This window comes from Rossellomorea sp. ABR4_004, from assembly GCF_056159585.1.
Genome location: NZ_JBSWVM010000009.1, coordinates 1 through 17,930, shown reverse-complemented (window position 1 = coordinate 17,930; position 17,930 = coordinate 1). Strand labels below are relative to the sequence as shown.

The following is a 17,930-nucleotide window of genomic DNA, read 5'->3' as shown; positions in this document are numbered from 1 at the left end:
AAACCAGGATCAACAGGAACTGGATTCCCCCATCTCCAAACACCGAAAAAGCTTTTATAAACTAAAAATAAGAGGGGACACACAAAAAGAAGGAAGGATATGATGTAAAAGAACGTTTTTCTCAAGTGAACACCTCTAATTCCGAATTCCTTTTGTGATGTGCATTCGTTTCTTGTTTGTGAAGTAAATCAGGAGCCACATCACAACCCCAATGCCAAGCCCGACTAACACGAGTGACGTGAAAGCCAAGGGACGGTCACTCCAGCTGCCACTATAAAACCAGTCGTAAGCCAGGATGGCCAGCATTTGCGGTGACGTCACTCCCAGAAGCTGGGGCACTTCAAATGCTGTAAAAATGAATGCGAACAGAATCGCTCCGGTTTCCACGAGAACGGGAAGGATAAATGGCCATTCTGCCACCCAAAATGTTTTATAGGGACCCGCGCCCAGTAAATAAGCGATCTCTTTATAGCTTTTAGAAAGCGTCGCGTAAACGGGTAACAGCATCAGGGTAACAAAGGGAACCTCTTTCCAGACATACGTCAGAATGATTCCGATTCCATTCCGATCCTGAACCAGGATCGGAAATTGACTTCGGTCGTCGATCCAGCCGGCCATTCCGAACACATTGGAGAAAAAACCACTTTGATTAAAGAGCAAATAGACGAGATAAGCCCATACAAAATGGGGAACCAGCATTGGAATCCATACAAGTAGTTTATGTTTATTTTCCTTTAGTAAAGGGGAGAATGCCTTCACAATTCCAAGTCCAATGCAAAGAGATAGAATGGTCGAGATGGAAGTCACAGTCAAACTGAAGAGAAAGGATGTCACAAAACGCTTTTCTTCGAATAAATCAACGTAGTGCCCGAATGTGATAGTCCCTCCACTCCTTACGCTTTCCAATAGAGCGAGGACGATTCCAAGTCCAGGGATGAATATAAAAAAGAGCAGGGCTGGAATGAGGAGAAACGTGTTATTGACTCTCTGCCACTTCACGGATCCAGTTCTCCTTTAACCATTCCACGTATGCCGCATCCAGTTCTCCCCTATAGGTCTCTTCGAGGATAGATGCCTTCAGTACACTTCCTCCCCGATCCACGCTCATAAATTTATTTCTCCATTCCTCATTTAGCTTCTCATAGGAAATAGGTGAACTTTCCCCCCAGTAGTCAGGCTTTACTTTCTCAAACTGAGCTTCAGGAGAGAGTAGTTCATTGATGGTCACCAGCGCTCCCTCTTTGTTGGGGCTATTGAATGGAATGGCCAGAAAATGAGTATTCCCGATCGATCCCACATCGTTTAATACGAATGACTTTGTGCTTTCCGGGAACACCCCATCCTTGATCAAATGCTCTGCTCTCGCTTCGTTATATCCCATCGTCATCCAAACCTCTTCCCCGCTATATAGCTTATCAAGATCTGTTAATGTCGCGGGGTACGTTTCTCCTTCACGCCACAAGAACGGCTTCATTTGATTCAACTCTTTCCAAACCTCTTCCCCCATCTTCTCGGCTGATTCTTTGGCGAATTCAGACTGAGCTAAATCCGAGTCCGATTTAGCATAAAGAAGATGTCGAAGAAATGCATTCCCGGTGAAATCAGCCGGATTGGGATAGGTGAATTTCCCCGGATGCTCTTTCATGAATGCTTTTAATTCATCGAAGCTGGAGGGGGGATTCTTCACTTTTTCACTGTTATAGAAGAAGACAAATTGAACTTTTCCCCACGGTGCTTCGTATCCTTCTGTTTCCGTCCCGAAGTCATATTGAAACGCTTGACTTTCTGTATCATAATACTTCGTAAAGTTTGGCAGCTTATCTGTAAACGGCCCTGCCAGTAAGTCATTTTCCTTTGCATTTTTAAAATTTTCTCCATTAATCCAGACAATATCAATCGTTCCTTTATCCTTTCCCGCCCGTTTCTCCGTTTGAAGTTTTTGCAGGATTTCCTGTGTGTCCAAAGGTACTCGATTTAACTCAATATGATTTTTTTCTTTCAGGATGGGAGCAACCACTTCATCAATATAACGGTTAATCCCATCGTCACCGCCCCACATGAAGAGGTTCACTTTTGTTCCTTCTGCTTTTGAAGTGATGGTTTCCCAACCTTCTTCGGGAAGTTCCCCGCTATCGGTTGCATTTGAAGGACCACAAGCAGATACTAATAGTAAGGAAATAACACTAATAATCGCTAACCATTTTTTCATACACCTTACTCCTCTGTTCTTTTTCTATAATTCTATTGTACTGAACCTCGTGATATAAAAAAGTAATCTGCCTTACATATGTAAATCTATGCCCTTGTAGAGGAAGAAAGAAACACGTTCAGCACATCCTCATGTGTCTTCGTGCTTATATTCGGGGACACTTGTAACCTTTTGGGATAAACCCTGTCTAATACGGTAAGGAGGTGGAATTGATATGAAGCGATTGATCATATTATTTATCATACTTATGGCAGGAATAGCAGGTTGTGGAACGGCTGATGTGGAGAAAGGCAGTCAGTCCAGAGGGGACAAAAACTCAGGAGCAGGTGAAGATATTTCTGTACAGAAAGGGATTGTTGCAGGCGAAATGGAACCTTCATTAACGAAACAAGAAGGAAGCGGTCAGGTTGTCTATATCTATTCGATTAAGAACCAAACAGAGCAAGAGAAAACCTTCGTTTTTTCATCAGGACAAACCATTGACTTTGAACTTAGAAACGATAAAGGTGAAGTAGTGTATAAGGATTCAAAAAATAAGATGTATACCCAGGCGATCCAGGAGATCACCGTGAAACAGGGTGAAGAATTTTCCCAGAAAGTTGTGCTCCCCAATGTCGGGAGTGGTACCTATACATTAACGGTGTGGTTAACGGCTAAAGGAGACCAGGACTATAAAGCTAAAACAGAAGTACAGGTGGATCAGTAGAACAAAAAAAGGATTAATCTTCCCATGCTGTGATGGATGTGAGATTAATCCTTTTTTGTATATACAGGTAAAGGTCCGTTTAAGGAAATACGCTCGGGCGTCACGATACAGCTTCTCCCAAAAAATCGTACACCCTGATCTTCGGCTTCTTCCATGACCCGGGCAAAATGGGGATCGATTTCAGGAGCGGAAGTGATTTCGCGCAAATCCGTTCGCTGAGCAATGAACAGGACGGCTGATTGAAAGCTTCCTTTCGCCTGCAGATGTGTAAGCTCCTCTACATGCCTTGCACCTCTTGACGTGACGGCATCAGGAAATTTCCCTACTCCTCCTTCTACCATGGTGACACTTTTTACTTCAAGCAATAACTTTTGTTCATTTTGTTTGTGGGTAAGCAAGAAGTCGAAGCGTGAGCTTCCTACTTTATATTCGGGTTTTTCTAACCGCCAGTCTTTTAGCTCCTCAAGCTCTTCCAACTGTAAGGCTTCGAGCACTAGCCGATTCGGATATTGGGTATTTAAAGACACATACATATCGTTAGAAGCATCATACGTCATGACGGCTGACCATTTTGTTTTCCTGTTTGGATCGTTTGATGCCTGAAGCCAAATTGGATTCCCCCGCACCAATAATTCTTTTAATCTGCCTGGATCAGGTAAGTGGACTTTCTCTATTGAACCTGAAGGGAGCTCACACTCGAGCACAAACCGATTAAGGCGCTCTAGAAACACTCCACGAACCAAGCTGTCATGAAACTGAATTTCTACCAAGCTTTCACGCTCCTCGTTACCGAAGTAAAGCACTCCAGCTTTTCGTTTTACGATCATAGGATAATAATCCGTTTGCTGGTGATTTCCTGATTTGCTTATAATCTTCCGCCATCTCGTCCATATCATAATAATCACCGATCACCCATATAGGGATCTCTATCTTGCCTCTCGTTAGTATGGCTTTTTCCAACGAAATGACCATGCCTTCTTTTAATTTGTCTCTAAAGGAATGAATCACTTCCTGACCGATGATAGGATAGTCTTTCTCTTTTTTCATACCAAATAAGCCTTTTCCGCCTTTGACTGTACTCAATTTCGAAGAAACCGTCGCTCCTAACATATGATAGAAATCTTCAAATTCCCGATAATAAATCTTGTTAAACCACCCATCATCGTGGGAAAGGTACGCGTAACGATTGTTCAACTTTGAATAAAAAGGAGGGTTCAGGGGTTGCTTGACGTGTCCCATATAAAGAAGCTCAGCAATTTCCTGACCGTTCAATTCGTCGACTCCCACTTCTTCTTCAAAGTCAATCCAACAGAAATCACCATAGCTCTGTACCCCATCATTCATGATCTTCTTCATTTCATCCTGTTCCACATACTCCATATGCGTATGTATATTAAAAGCGCCATGTTCGTACTGATGCTTAATTAGAAGTAGATTCTTCAATGGTTTTCGGGCATTTGAAGCAAACTCGTTGAAATTGATCCCATAGGAAACGACATACTGACGATCCGTATTCTTGTGAACATAGATGATATCTTTAACCTGATTATTTGCCTTCAAGAACATTCCCTCCATCTGATTGACACGATGCACAACTCATAGTTTCTATTTTAGCAAATATGTAGGGTACTTGTTCTTTTCTATTTCATTTCAAAATGATGACAAAAGTCGCAGGTAATTGTCGAAAATAGTCATATTGCAGGACCGTCGGCTTTAATTATTTCGATTTAGGTTATAGGAATGGAAGGAATCGCGGTCAAGCTATAAGCCCACGGCACTTTCTTCTCATATTTTGAAGACAAATAATGATCACAATTATGTAAAAAATGGTATTACTTTTCGCTCTTCCCCTGTCGGATCCCACTCCTATGGGCTTTATCATTGAATTCATTTCGACAAATTTCGTTTAACGCCTGTAACATCCCGTCAGAACTTCCGTATTTTATCAGGTCATGAGTAGAAATTTCCCTTCATTTCTATTAGACTAGGAATGTGAAATCTTTAGAAATTCAGGTGAATTGATTATGGAAACTCGCCAGCGATTTGCTGACAAGATCGATTGGGGTCTTCTCTTTTTATTAATGTTGTTTTTTATCGTTAGTGCTATGGGTATAAGCAGTGCCCAGACTTCAGGTCAATATGGGACAAACTTTGTGATAAGACAGGCTTTTTGGTATGTCGTAGGTGGAATTATTATTGGTGGAGCCTTATTCCTTGATTCCGATCAGTATAAGCGACTTGCCTGGTACATATACGGTGCAGGGATTTTCCTGCTGCTTGTATTACTCATCTCACCGGAAAGCATCGCCCCTTACAGAAACGGAGCCAAAAGCTGGTTCATGCTTGGACCGCTTGGTTCGATACAGCCTTCAGAATTTATGAAGACGTTCTTAATTCTTGCTCTTGCACGAATCATTACAAATCATCATGAGCTAAATCCAAGTAAAACATTACAGACAGATTTTCAATTGTTACTGAAAATTGGGGCGACGACTCTTCTCCCCCTTGCTTTTATTATGCAGCAGCCGGATTTAGGGACTTCCCTTGTCATTTTAGCCATCATGACCGGAATCATCTTAGTATCAGGTATTACGTGGAAGCTGATCGTTCCCATATATGCTTCTATCGGAGTACTTGGGGGAATCATCCTTTCACTTGTGATTTGGGCACCTGAGCTGCTTGAAAAATACTTAAATGTAAAGCCTTATCAATTTGGACGTATTTATGCTTGGTTAGATCCTTATAACTACGCAAAATTAGAAGGTTTTCACTTAATTAACTCCCTTAACGCCATTGGCTCCGGCCAGATCTTCGGGAAAGGCTACAGTGATGGTGAGGTATATATCCCTGAAAATCATACCGACTTTATTTTCAGTGTGATCGGGGAAGAATACGGATTTATTGGCGCAAGTGTCGTGATCAGCTTATACTTCTTGCTTATTTACCATCTGACGAAAACGGCTCTAGACACGAAAGAACCATTCAACGCCTATGTATGCGCAGGGATTATCAGTATGATTACTTTCCATGTGTTCCAGAACATCGGAATGACGATTCAATTACTTCCGATTACCGGTATTCCTCTTCCTTTTATCAGCTATGGGGGAAGTTCACTAATGGGGAATATGCTGGCCCTTGGACTTGTGTTCAGTATGAGGTTCCACCATAAAACGTATATGTTTTCATCAGAAGATTCTTAAATTACAGGTTGCAATCGTCTTCAGAATGTGTAAAATAGTAGTAATTATATACGCATATTCGAAGATGAAGAGAGTAATTCTGACGTGGATCAAAAGCGAGCCGGGGATGGTGGGAGCCTGGTGTGAAGCCTGGGATGAACCGCACTTCTGAGAAGTTTTTCTTGAAGTTAGTAGGGAAAAACCGGGATCTCCCGTTATACAATGAGCGCCCTTTTGGGGAATAAGAGTGGTACCGCGAGCTAAACTCGTCTCTATTTAATATAGAGACGGGTTTTTTTGTGTTTAATTTCAGGAGGTGTAGATGATGGATTTGAAATCAATAGTAGCCGATGCACTCACACATGTGTTGTCCGATTGGAATAAGAATGATCTTTACGAGTTGATTGAAACGCCCAAACATTCTCATTTGGGAGACCTGGCCTTTCCGTGCTTCCAGCTGGCGAGATCATGGAAAAAAGCACCTCACGTCATTGCAGGTGAGGTTGCGGATTCTCTCTCCTCTCCCTTTTTCAGTAAAGTGGAAGCAGTCGGTCCTTATGTTAATATCCGGTTTGATGGAGTGAAAGCAGGTAAGAAAATTGTTTCAGCGATATTAGAGAATGGTGCGGATTACGGAAGTCATGAATTTGGAACTCAAAAAACCATCGTTTTGGATATGTCCTCCCCAAATATTGCAAAACCTTTTTCCATGGGACATTTACGCTCCACAGTCATCGGTAATTCCATCGCCACCATTGCCGAAAAATGCGGCTATACAACAGAAAAAATCAATTATATCGGTGATTGGGGTACACAATTCGGGAAATTGATCGTCGCATTCAATAAGTGGGGAAATCAACAAAAAGTGAAGGATAACCCGATCGCCGAATTGTTTATTTTATATAAAAAATTTCATGAGGAAGCAGAAAAGGACCCTTCACTTGAGAAAGAGGGAAGAAAAGCCTTTAAGCTATTAGAAGACGGAGATCCGGAAGTAACGGAGCTTTGGAGATGGTTTAAAGAGGAATCACTTCATGCCTTTAAAACGATTTACTCTTTGCTCGGTGTGGAATTTGATTCCTATAACGGAGAAGCGTTTTTTAATGACAAAATGGGTGAAGTTGTGACAATGCTTCAGGATCATGACCTTCTTGAAACCTCTGAAGGGGCGAAAGTCGTTCGTTTAGAAGGAAATCTCCCGCCCTGCCTCATCAAGAAGTCAGACGGAGCTACCCTTTATGCTACTAGAGACCTGGCTGCAGCACTGTATCGCCATCGTCAGCATGACTTTGATGAAGCTCTGTATGTTGTCGGCCAGGAGCAGACCATTCATTTCAAACAAGTGATGGAAGTACTGAAGAAACTCGGGTTTAACTGGGCTGATGATATGAAACATATCCCCTTCGGACTTTATTTGAAAGATGGAAAAAAGATGTCCACGAGAAAGGGCAGAGTCATCTTACTCGAAGAGGTCCTCAAAGAAGCGATTCATATGGCTGAAAAAAATATTAAACAAAAGAATCCTCACTTAATGAATGCTTCAGAGGTGGCTAAAGATGTTGGGGTGGGCGCCATTATCTTTCACGATTTAAAAAATGATCGGGTGAACGATATTGAATTCTCCCTGGAACATATGCTCACCTTCGAAGGTGAAACAGGTCCATACATTCAGTACACGTACGCCAGAGCTCAATCCATTCTGAGAAAAGCGGGTGAATCCCTTCCATTGACGTTTAAGGGACTTGACGATGCTGAAAGCTGGGAAGTAATTAAACAATTACGTTTGTTTCCTGAGGTGGTCGAAAAAGCGTGGAAATATTATGCCCCTTCAACCATTGCCAAATATTTAGTCGATACCGCACAAAGCTTTAACCGTTATTACGGAAAAACTAAAATCATTTCAGAAGACTCCCAGCAAGCCTCCCGATTAGCCTTGGTTGTCGCCGTTTCGGCTGTCCTCGCGGAAGGATTACGATTATTAGGAATGAAGTCTCCTTCAGAAATGTAGAATATATAATTTTCTTGTCACTATTTCCCGAGAAATAGATTATTTCGCTTAAAGCCTTTTTTAAATTACGTTAAATGTTATAAGTAGGATATTTCCGTGAATTCGTTCCATCCCTACAGGATAATTCATGACTCCTTTTGTGAAAAGTGATATACTTTCTTATGTTCCATTAAAATCGAAAATAACGCTTGATCAATAAAGGAGATTACTGAATTTATGTCTGAACTACTTCACGCTTTCGAAGCATGGTTACTGGATTATGGTGTATGGGGACTAATTCTGGTTTCATTCGCTGACTCATCATTTTTCCCTATACCGCCTGATGTACTACTGATTCCATTAGCGATTGCCAATCCGGATAGCGCATTGCTGTATGCACTTTATACCACTATCGCTTCCGTTATCGGAGCCCTTCTTGGCTGGTGGATTGGTAAGAAACTTGGACGACCGATCCTTGTGTATTTCTTCTCTGAAAAAAGGATTCAAAAAGTAGAGGAATACTTTAACAAATATGGAGCAATGGCTCTTTTAATTGCAGGACTTACACCTGTACCTTATAAGATCTTCACGATTTTCGCAGGGGTTTCCGGTGTAAAGATCAGAGTCCTTGTGATCTGGTCGATTATCGGAAGGGGAATTCGTTTCTTCCTAGAAGGTGCAATCATCTTAGCACTTGGAGCTAAAGCAAAACCTTTCATTGAAGAGAATTTTACGCTTCTTACGCTTGGGGCTGGTGGCGTCTTAATCGCTGTTTATCTGGTATACCTGATAATAAAGAAGAGAAAGAAAACGGTATAATCATAGGAAAAGAGAGCAAGGGAGAATAAATCCCCTTGCTCTCTTTTTATTCTAACATTCCAACCACAAATCGCAGATGCTTATTTAACACTTGGAGAGATTGCCTGGTGCCTTCATATAATTCCCCATCCATATCAAGCTTTTCATTCTGTCCAAGTTCGATATGGGCTTCCCTTGCTTGAATGTGAATAATATCGTCATATTGTTCGCTGATATTGCCTGTACTTTTGATAACGAGAAATTCCTTTAATAACGGAAATCCGCTTTTCTTGACAACGTAAATATCCATCAACCCGTCTTCCATATCAATGCAGTTCGGCAGTTGGTTAGAGCCTATCGACCGTCCGTTAGCTGCCAATAACATCACAACTTCCTCTTCAATCACTTCATTTTCAGTCGTTATCTTTACATTTAAGATTGGGGATTCCTGAATGGACTGAAACGCACTGATATAATAACTCAGTTTTCCGAGGACACTCTTTGATCCTACATCGATATTATCGCTCGTCTCTGCGACCAGCCCCGTTCCCCAGAAATTGCTGAAATACCTCTCGTCCGCTTTGACGATATCGATATCCTTTTCAAAAGGACGCTCGGTAATGAGCCGGACAGCTTGTCCAATATTCATGGGAATATGTAATGAGCGCGCAAAATCATTACACGTCCCTCCAGGGAGGATGCCTACCAATGGCCTTTTTTCTAAGACTGCCAATCCGTTGATGGCCTCATGGATCGTTCCGTCACCACCCATAATGACCACCAGTTCATATTGATGACCCGTTTCCATACAAATTCTTTCGGCATCGCCCTTCTCTTTTGTTTTATGAATGATTAAGTTCGTACAGATATCTAACAATGGGGGCACGGCATCCTTTAACAGAACTTCTAACGTTCCTTGACCTGCCTTCCCATTACAGACCAACAATATATCCGAAAACATCGTCATGAATATCGTCACCTAACTTTTATAGTAGTAAATAAAAAGAGGCTGACCCAAAACGATGAGTGATGTCATCCTTAAAGGACCAGTCCTGATTCTTTCAGAGTTTCTGATTATTTCTATCATGTTCTTGACTTAGAAGCCCTTGAATTCTTGGGTCAACCTCTTTTACTATGCTGTATTGGAATCCTCTTGAGGGACTTGGAGAACAGATCGATACGCAATTCCAAGACGACCTTTAATATAACTTTCGGGATCATAAGGAATATGGTGATTCTCCATTCGATGAATTTCCGTTTCTGCAAACATAGCAAGTGCACGACATACCTGATCTAACGCCGTGCTTACACGATGAGGATCTGGCTGATCTCGGCTCATACAGTAGTATGAAATTTCATCTGCCTTCTTTCTGATTTCCTTTAATGCCTGTAAATCAAACATCATTCTCTCCATACCTACCCCTCCTCTTCACTACTACTTAGTATATCGTGAAAAAAGGGGGAATATGTCTGTCCAATGTTCCACGGGGTGGAAGTTTAATAATCTTGGGTTAACGTCTTAGGTAATGGCTGATACTGCTTCAGTGAATGAAGAATTTCACGTCTTGATTTCGTTTTTGAAATATTAACACCAACGTTCGACAATTTCGTTATCACTTTTTTTAAGCGATCGTTCTCCTTTACCACGTTATTCACCTCTTTTATAAAATGTCGTTACCTATTTGTACGTTTATTCTAAAGAAAAGTTTCACTTTATCGTTAATGGTTTTCCTTTTCCCTAAAAATGAAACTATAATCCTATTTCTGCACTTTTTCTTAGAATATTTTGTCCCTCATTACACATTTTAATATCACGAAAGTTAAACGCCCGTCACATGGAAAAACATTCTCACTGGATCCTATACTCATACCGATTTCACTTAATGTTTATTACTAAATGATATTCAATAAGCACTCTATGAAGGTCCGTCCCTCTCATTTGAAAATAATGGCTGAAACCTTCAAGAATAGTTGAGTGGATTTATCTAATAATAATGGTGTACTGCCAATTTGATTAAGGGGGAATTTACATGCAAGTACGTGATATTATGTCGACAAATGTGGAAGCCGCTTCAAATCAGGACTCACTTCAGAGCGTCGCATCTAAAATGAGTTCCAGAAATGTTGGTTCCGTTCCCGTTGTTGAAAACGGACAAGTTGTCGGTATGGTAACAGACCGTGATATTGCTACTCGTGGACTGACTCAAGGTGCACAGGGAAATGTCTCTCAAGTTATGTCACAGCAGGTCGTGACAATCTCTCCGGATGCATCGGTCGAGGAAGCATCCGCTTTAATGTCTCAACACCAGGTCCGTCGTTTGCCTGTCGTGGAAAACGGACAGCTGGTCGGGATGCTGGCTCTGGGAGATTTGGCAGTACAACAGCAATCGGATCAAAGTGCCGGTAGCGCCCTTAGTGGAATTTCTCAAAATAACCTCCGCTAATTGAGGCAGCAGGTACTCGCTTCTAAGCTTTCTTTATCCAAATGAGAGGCTATCTTTGCATAGCCTCTCATTTTGTGTTGTGGATGTAGTGAAGGTCCATCCCTCCCTTCGACTTGGTTATAGGTCAGTCGGCATATTTTTCACTTTCAGGAAGGATTTTCTTGTATTGTGACGAATATGTGTTAATACAAATGATGTTTATTAAGGAGGAGGTTTTTTATGAGTCGTGCTGCACGATCGTATCGAAAGGAAGTACGTCATTTTAAAAGTGAGAACCGTAGAAGAGTCTTCGCCGACAGCATTCTTGATTTCTTATTTATGTTATTTGGTATTTCAATGATTACGGGTATTTTATTATTTGCTTTAGGATTCTGGAATTATTATTAATCCTTACCTTTCCTTCTATATTAAAAATCCTCATTACAAGCATTCATACATATCTAATGCAAATGAACGTGTTGCCATGGATTCCTGTGGCTTTTTTTGTTGAGCAAGATGACTTGTGACTCCTCCCTTGTTCTTTGAATGCCCCTTCTTTATATTCAGTATTGATCAAAGATTAGCACTTATTAAAATTCTAAATAGTAACCGTTTTCAATGTTATAGTAAACCTTGTTATCTATTTTTAAGGAGGTTTTACTATGTGGTGGCGTTTTGACACTATCTTAATTCAAGAACCTATGGCAATCTTTTCTTATTTAGCTGCCTTAGTAGGTCTTGTGTTCATTCTTGGGGAGTCGAAGAATCCTTTCTTACAGAAGTTCTTTCACTATGCTCCACCATTAATCTGGACTTATTTCCTTCCGATGTTATCTACAACGTTTGGAATCATCCCGGATCAGTCGGCTTTATATGACTTTACATCGGCTTACATATTACCAGTGGGATTATTATTGCTGCTCCTTTCAGCGAATGTTCCAGCAACATTAAAGCTTGGTCCAAAAGCGATTACAATGTTCCTTGCCGGAACTCTTGGTGTTGTGATCGGAGGTCCCATCGCTTTAGCCATATTCCAGCCGTTTCTTCCTGAGGACGCATGGACTGGAGTAGCGGCACTTGCCGGAAGCTGGATTGGCGGAAGCGCCAATATGGCAGCCATGATTGAAGCTACTGGTACACCGAAAGAAATCCTTTCTCCTATTATTGTCGTTGATACCGTTGTTGGATATAGCTGGATGGGAATCATGATTGCCCTGGCAGGATTCCAACATAAATTCGATAAATGGAACAAAGCGGATAACTCGATCATTCGTAAGGTGAATGAGGATATGGGCGAAATTCAGCGTAAAAACGCCAAGCCGATCGAGGTTCCTTATCTTGCTGCCATCATTGGTTTAGGATTCGGTGTAGCTTACGTTGTGCGAAAGTTCTCAGAAACGTTACCGGTCACAAATGTACTCTCTGCTGGAACGTGGACGATTATGATCATTTCTGCAGTCGGGATCATCTTCTCCTTTACTAAAATTCGCACCCTTGAGAACTACGGTGCAAGTAAAATAGGATACGCAGGAATTTATCTCCTGCTTGCAACGATCGGAGCAAAAGCCGATCTTGCTTATGTATGGGATTCCCCTCAATACGTTGCAATGGGAATTGTATGGTTAGCCATTCATGTAATCATCATTTTCTTAGTGGCACGCTTACTAAGAGCTCCTTTATTCTTCGTAGCTGTAGGATCTCAAGGAAATATCGGCGGGACAAGCTCTGCACCTGTTGTAGCCTCTGTATTCCAGCCTTCTCTTGCCCCTGTAGGATTATTGATGGGGATACTAGGTAATGTGGTGGGAACTTATGCCGCCGTTGCCTGTGCCTGGATTGCCGAATGGGTAAGCAGGACATTATAAATGATGTAAAACGGATCGCTGACCATCAGTGATCCGTTTTTTTGTGAACCTTAACCCATGGTCCGTCAGTCCCCCTTAATAAAAAATAATTATTCGAATAGAGACAAATATATTATGTCGAAATAATTTATTTAACCACTACTTTGGACTCATAACTACAAAAGAAACCTTTAATACTATGACAAAATAGTTCGTCCTCCTAAATAACCATTGGTAATATTTTAATATTCAGATAATAACTTGACTTTAATTTGAAATTTTCAGATAATATAAAACGTAACCGACACAAATTTCTGAGGGGGTTATCATGGATATTTTAAACAATTTAGTCACGGAAGCAAATTCAATATTATGGGGGTATATTTTAATAGGCGTACTCCTCATTTTAGGATTATACTTCACAATCGGATCTAAATTTGTTCAAATTCGCCACTTTGGTGAAATGCTTCGATTATTAGGAGATAAAGATGTGGTCGAGGCGGAAGGGGAAAAGCAAATATCATCCCTGCAAGCATTCTTTATTGGAGCAGGTACTCGAATTGGTACAGGTAATTTAGCAGGAGTAGCCATTGCCTTAGCAATTGGGGGACCTGGAGCGGTATTCTGGATGTGGCTTGTCGCCATTCTGGGAGGAGCCAGCGCCTTTGTTGAAAGTACTCTGGCCCAAATTTACAAAGAAAAAGATAAGGTTGGATTTAAAGGCGGCCCCGGCTACTATATGAAGAAACAACTGGGCAAGCCATGGATGAGTTCGATCTTTGCTGTCACCATCATCCTTTCTTTCGGGACAACTTTTAACGCGGTTCAAAGTAACACCATCGCAACAGCTTTCAGTAATTCATTTGGAATCAATACGTTTGTTATCGGAATTGTGTTAGCCGGTTTGACTGCGCTCATCATCTTCGGGGGCGTTAAACGTATAGCGACCTTTTCTTCCATCATTGTTCCGATCATGGCGGTCTTTTATATTGTATTAGCTTTATTTGTAGTCATTACGAATATTACGGAAATGCCTGGAGTCATTGCACTTATTTTCAAAAGTGCCTTTGGATTTGAACAAGTGGTTGGTGGCGGAATTGGTGCCGCGATTATGAACGGTGTAAAACGCGGATTATTCTCCAATGAAGCCGGTATGGGTAGTGCGCCGAATGCCGCCGCTACAGCATCTGTTTCACATCCGGTGAAACAGGGGTTCATTCAAGCACTTGGTGTCTTCTTTGATACGCTGCTCGTTTGTTCTGCAACTGCGTTTATCATCTTAACTTCAGATGCGTACGGTTCCGGGCTGACGGGTATCGAGCTATCTCAAGCAGCCATGTCTGAGCACTTTAACTCTTGGGCTGGTATTTTCTTAGCGATTGCCATTTTCACCTTTGCCTTCAGCTCAATCATTGGGAGCTATTATTTTGGAGAAGCCAATCTTCCATTCATTAACGATAGTAAGACAGGACTTCTGATTTACCGCTTCATTGCTTTAGGGATGGTGATCTTCGGTTCTGTTGCAAGTCTTGATATTGTGTGGAGCTTAGCAGATTTCTCCATGGCATTAATGGCTCTTACCAACTTGATTGCCATCGGTATTTTAGCACCAATTGCTTTTAAAGCATTGGACAACTATATGAGTCAGCGACGACAAGGCTTGGACCCGATCTTCTATGCAGATGATATTCCTGGTTTAAAGGGAGTCGAAAGCTGGCCGACACGTGGACGTGAGATGAGTAAAAAAGCTGTGAATGAATAAAGAAACCTACCGAACAGAGCAGGCTGACAGTCTGCTCTGTTTTTCTTTGTCATTTTTTTCTATTCCATTCTCAGGTATACTATTTATAGAAAGCTAGTTAAAGGAGTCTACATACTATGAGTATCCTATCTACTCTTTTAGGGGTTTTATTTGTTCTTAACCTGGTCCTCGCTGCCGTTATCATTTTCCTCGAGCGAAAAGATGCCGGCGCGACCTGGGCATGGCTTATGGTTCTGTTTTTCATTCCCCTTCTCGGCTTTATTCTTTATTTAATCTTCGGTCAGAACTTAAGCAGAAAGCGTTTATTCGACTGGGAAGATATGAAGAAAATCGGCATTGAAAATTTGATTCAAAAACAGATCCACTCCCTGAAAGAACACCGTTTCCCTTTTAAAAATGAAACGTCCTCCCGCTATCAGGACCTTATTTACATGCACCTCATGAATAATGACGCTCTTTTGACACAGGATAACGAAGTACAATTGTTCACCGATGGAAAGGACAAATTCGAGTCCTTATTGGAAGATTTAGAAGCAGCACAGGATCATATTCATATCCAATACTATATCTTTAAGAAAGATCACTTAGGCAAGCGGATCCTGCAGAAGCTTACTGAGAAAGCAAAACAAGGCGTAAAGGTCAGGGTTCTGTATGATGAAATGGGCTCCCGACGGACAAGAAGAAGCTTCTTTAAAGAGCTCCTTGCAGCCGGCGGGGAAGTAGCCGTGTTTTTCCCCTCGAAAATTCCCTTTATCAACCTACGCCTAAACTATCGAAACCACCGAAAGCTGGTGATTATTGACGGTAAGGTTGGTTATGTAGGTGGATTTAATATTGGAGATGAATACCTGGGCTTGAATCCTAAATTCGGTTATTGGCGTGATACCCACCTGCGGATTGTAGGGAGTTCAACACTTGCAATGCAAACCCGGTTTATTCTGGATTGGAATCAAGCCAGCCGCTCGAAGAAGATCGCTTACAATTTACGCTATTTCCCACAGCCTTCCTTTACTGGTCATGCCGGAGTACAGATCGTGACATGTGGCCCTGACTCTGAATGGGAGCAAATTAAAAACGGATATATTAAAATGATTTCATCTGCCAAACGATCCATCTATATTCAAACTCCTTATTTCATACCGGACGTCAGCCTCCTGGATTCACTGAGAATTGCTTCTCTTACAGGAGTCGATGTCCGGATTATGATTCCGAACAAACCTGACCATTTATTTGTGTATTGGGCGACCTATTCTTACATTGGTGAGTTGCTGAAGGCAGGAGTGAAAATTTATATTTATGATAACGGCTTTATTCATGCCAAAACCATTGTAGTGGATGAAACCATTTCTTCAGTTGGAACGGCAAATATTGATGTACGAAGCTTTCGCCTCAACTTTGAGGTAAATGCCTTTTTATATGATCAAACCATCTCTGAAAATCTGAGTGCTGTGTTCAGGAAAGATATTGAGAAGAGTAGAGAAGTAACCATGGAAGAGTATAATAAACGACCTGTGAAGATCAAAGTGAAAGAATCAATATCAAGGCTCCTGTCCCCTATCTTATAGAAGTTATATTCTAAGACGTTGCCATGAGTGCCTGGAAGAAGGCATAATAGAGGATATAATGCGTAATTGATAGAGAGGGATGAAATCATGAGTGTACATAAAGACATTACGAAGCATTCAAGTAAACAAAATCAACTGGTACAACAATTTATGATACTGGATGAGCGGAGAGAAAGAGCAATCGATGAAGCCGTTCAGCTTTGTTTGAAAGACCAGCCGTTTACAACGGATGTCATTAATCATGTGACGAACGAAATCAATATCCTTGCCCGTCAAGGTGTCGTTCCACAGAGAAAGCTTGTCACAATTGAAATGGTGAAGGAATATGCTGCTAAATTAAATAAATGAGAGCGTAGTTGTTGCGAGTGTCAGACTCCACAATAAAAAGACCTTGAAACGTCTAATCCATATGAATGGTAGGCGTTTCAGGGTCTTTTCCTTTGTATGTTGGAACTTATGCTTTTAATGCGCTATTCCACCCATCATATACAAATACAGGTTGTGTACCAATTTCTGCGCGTTCTATGACGGCATAGTTTTTATGTGACACGACGGTTTGATCGTCCGGTAAATCCAGCTTCTTCGCAACATCCCTGTCCATTTTGACAATGACCGTATTTTCTCTAAGGGTAGTAACCACGCCATTGATGACATGTTTCTTTCTTTTGAATTGAACGGTATCTCCAAGGTTAGCATTATCTTTTGAGTACACGAATGTATTTTCCATTTTAATATCCCCTTTTTAATAAAAATGTAATATGTTTCTTTTCTAGTCTATATAATTGAAAGAATTTTCTAATAATATTATTCTAACTGGTATTTATATAATTTTCAATGAATACTTATCCTTCTTCTACCACAATTCATGTTTATCAAAACCTTTTAAGAAAACTTTTTTGTTTGCTTATTCTTTCTCCCTCATTATATCTATTGGCTACTAATATAGGAAAATCCTTCCTTTTACATTTTTTTACAAGAATCTGTCAATTCGTTTGTGCTGGATAGCCGAACGGGGTCTCGGCACGGAGCTTAATAAAAGGCTCTTTTCACAAAGATTGTTGTTTTTTAGCATAAAATCTGCCTGGGCTCTGTCAAGCAGGTTTATGCTGGATGGTGAGGGGAACTGCTCCGCTTTCCGCGGACGTTCGGCCGAGCCTCCTCAGCTTCGCTTCCGGGGTCTCGGCACGACCGTACTTCCGCAGGAGTCTGCGCAGTTCCCCTCACCATCTTTAACAGTTTTTTCATGACAGAGCTTCAAGGTGTGCAAGAAAACAATATAAATAGAAAAAAATAATTCTTCTTCCTTAAAAGGAAATTCAAAGTTTACTTACCTTTAATAAGATTGTTTGCTAAAAAGCTTGTATAAATTGTTTTCGATTTAGGATTTATGCTCAGAAAGTTGATTGGAGCGGAAGGAGGCTCGACTCCTGCGGGAATAGCTGGACAGGTGAGACCCC

18 protein-coding genes and 1 other annotated feature are annotated in these 17,930 nt (G+C 41.2%); of the genes, 10 read left to right on the top strand and 8 right to left on the bottom strand.

What is annotated here, in order from left to right:
• Positions 1-135: 135 nt before the first annotated feature.
• Positions 136-999: an ABC transporter permease gene (locus tag ACXAF2_RS22820; RefSeq protein WP_475142036.1), complete on the bottom strand. Its 864-nt coding sequence runs from the start codon at positions 997-999 to the stop codon at positions 136-138.
• A complete protein-coding gene (locus ACXAF2_RS22815) occupies positions 977-2,209 on the bottom strand; it encodes an ABC transporter substrate-binding protein (RefSeq protein ID WP_475142035.1) in 1,233 nt (410 codons plus the stop codon). Before ACXAF2_RS22815 ends, ACXAF2_RS22820 begins: the two co-directional genes overlap by 23 nt.
• 214 nt (positions 2,210-2,423) lie before the next feature.
• Here ACXAF2_RS22815 and ACXAF2_RS22810 point away from each other — a divergent pair, with 214 nt between their 5' ends.
• Positions 2,424-2,915 carry a BsuPI-related putative proteinase inhibitor gene (locus ACXAF2_RS22810; protein WP_475142033.1) on the top strand — a complete coding sequence of 164 codons (492 nt, stop codon included), beginning with the start codon at positions 2,424-2,426 and terminating at the stop codon, positions 2,913-2,915.
• Between the two features lie 44 nt (positions 2,916-2,959).
• Here ACXAF2_RS22810 and sfsA read toward each other — a convergent pair whose 3' ends face one another.
• On the bottom strand, positions 2,960-3,742 hold the full coding sequence (gene sfsA / locus ACXAF2_RS22805; protein WP_475142032.1) for a DNA/RNA nuclease SfsA: 783 nt from the start codon (positions 3,740-3,742) through the stop codon (positions 2,960-2,962).
• Entirely contained in the window at positions 3,702-4,481 is a 780-nt protein-coding gene (locus ACXAF2_RS22800; protein ID WP_148996520.1) for a hypothetical protein, read from the bottom strand. Before ACXAF2_RS22800 ends, sfsA begins: the two co-directional genes overlap by 41 nt.
• Before the next feature lie 458 nt (positions 4,482-4,939).
• Here ACXAF2_RS22800 and ACXAF2_RS22795 point away from each other — a divergent pair, with 458 nt between their 5' ends.
• The 3 genes from ACXAF2_RS22795 to ACXAF2_RS22785 all read left to right on the top strand — a co-directional run bounded on the left by ACXAF2_RS22795 (position 4,940) and on the right by ACXAF2_RS22785 (position 8,900).
• A complete protein-coding gene (locus tag ACXAF2_RS22795) occupies positions 4,940-6,115 on the top strand; it encodes an FtsW/RodA/SpoVE family cell cycle protein (protein ID WP_475142030.1) in 1,176 nt (391 codons plus the stop codon).
• 52 nt (positions 6,116-6,167) lie between these two features.
• Positions 6,168-6,371: a binding site (T-box leader), on the top strand.
• Between the two features lie 48 nt (positions 6,372-6,419).
• A complete protein-coding gene (gene argS, locus ACXAF2_RS22790; protein WP_475142028.1) occupies positions 6,420-8,102 on the top strand; it encodes an arginine--tRNA ligase in 1,683 nt (560 codons plus the stop codon).
• Between the two features lie 216 nt (positions 8,103-8,318).
• Positions 8,319-8,900 carry a YqaA family protein gene (locus ACXAF2_RS22785; protein WP_148996517.1) on the top strand — a complete coding sequence of 194 codons (582 nt, stop codon included), beginning with the start codon at positions 8,319-8,321 and terminating at the stop codon, positions 8,898-8,900.
• Positions 8,901-8,946: 46 nt separating this feature from the next.
• On the opposite strand, the gene ACXAF2_RS22780 is transcribed toward ACXAF2_RS22785, so the two are convergent.
• From ACXAF2_RS22780 to ACXAF2_RS22770, 3 genes are all read right to left on the bottom strand, one after another.
• Positions 8,947-9,846, bottom strand: a complete 900-nt coding sequence (locus tag ACXAF2_RS22780) for a diacylglycerol/lipid kinase family protein (RefSeq protein ID WP_475142027.1) — start codon at positions 9,844-9,846, stop codon at positions 8,947-8,949.
• Between the two features lie 165 nt (positions 9,847-10,011).
• The gene (locus ACXAF2_RS22775; protein WP_475142025.1) at positions 10,012-10,293 is read right to left on the bottom strand and encodes a hypothetical protein; all 282 of its coding nucleotides are present in this window, start codon (positions 10,291-10,293) and stop codon (positions 10,012-10,014) included.
• 83 nt (positions 10,294-10,376) lie between these two features.
• Complete coding sequence (locus tag ACXAF2_RS22770; protein WP_181778163.1) at positions 10,377-10,526, bottom strand: Lmo0850 family protein; 150 nt, start codon at positions 10,524-10,526, stop codon at positions 10,377-10,379.
• Positions 10,527-10,909: 383 nt separating this feature from the next.
• On the opposite strand from ACXAF2_RS22770, the gene ACXAF2_RS22765 reads away from it, so the two are divergent.
• The 6 genes from ACXAF2_RS22765 (at position 10,910) to ACXAF2_RS22740 (ending at position 16,821) form a co-directional block, all read left to right on the top strand.
• Entirely contained in the window at positions 10,910-11,323 is a 414-nt protein-coding gene (locus ACXAF2_RS22765; protein WP_148971266.1) for a CBS domain-containing protein, read from the top strand.
• 219 nt (positions 11,324-11,542) lie between these two features.
• The gene (locus ACXAF2_RS22760) at positions 11,543-11,710 is read left to right on the top strand and encodes a hypothetical protein (RefSeq protein WP_187443454.1); all 168 of its coding nucleotides are present in this window, start codon (positions 11,543-11,545) and stop codon (positions 11,708-11,710) included.
• A gap of 254 nt (positions 11,711-11,964) precedes the next feature.
• Complete coding sequence (locus tag ACXAF2_RS22755; RefSeq protein WP_475142024.1) at positions 11,965-13,167, top strand: DUF819 family protein; 1,203 nt, start codon at positions 11,965-11,967, stop codon at positions 13,165-13,167.
• 307 nt (positions 13,168-13,474) lie between these two features.
• On the top strand, positions 13,475-14,908 hold the full coding sequence (locus tag ACXAF2_RS22750) for an alanine/glycine:cation symporter family protein (RefSeq protein WP_475142023.1): 1,434 nt from the start codon (positions 13,475-13,477) through the stop codon (positions 14,906-14,908).
• 116 nt (positions 14,909-15,024) lie between these two features.
• Positions 15,025-16,473 carry a cardiolipin synthase gene (gene cls, locus ACXAF2_RS22745; protein WP_475142021.1) on the top strand — a complete coding sequence of 483 codons (1,449 nt, stop codon included), beginning with the start codon at positions 15,025-15,027 and terminating at the stop codon, positions 16,471-16,473.
• 87 nt (positions 16,474-16,560) lie between these two features.
• Positions 16,561-16,821, top strand: a complete 261-nt coding sequence (locus tag ACXAF2_RS22740) for a YpbS family protein (protein WP_475142020.1) — start codon at positions 16,561-16,563, stop codon at positions 16,819-16,821.
• 106 nt (positions 16,822-16,927) lie between these two features.
• Here the strand turns inward: ACXAF2_RS22740 and ACXAF2_RS22735 are convergent, their stop codons facing one another.
• Complete coding sequence (locus ACXAF2_RS22735) at positions 16,928-17,200, bottom strand: DUF2187 family protein (RefSeq protein WP_148971261.1); 273 nt, start codon at positions 17,198-17,200, stop codon at positions 16,928-16,930.
• Positions 17,201-17,930: the final 730 nt, after the last annotated feature.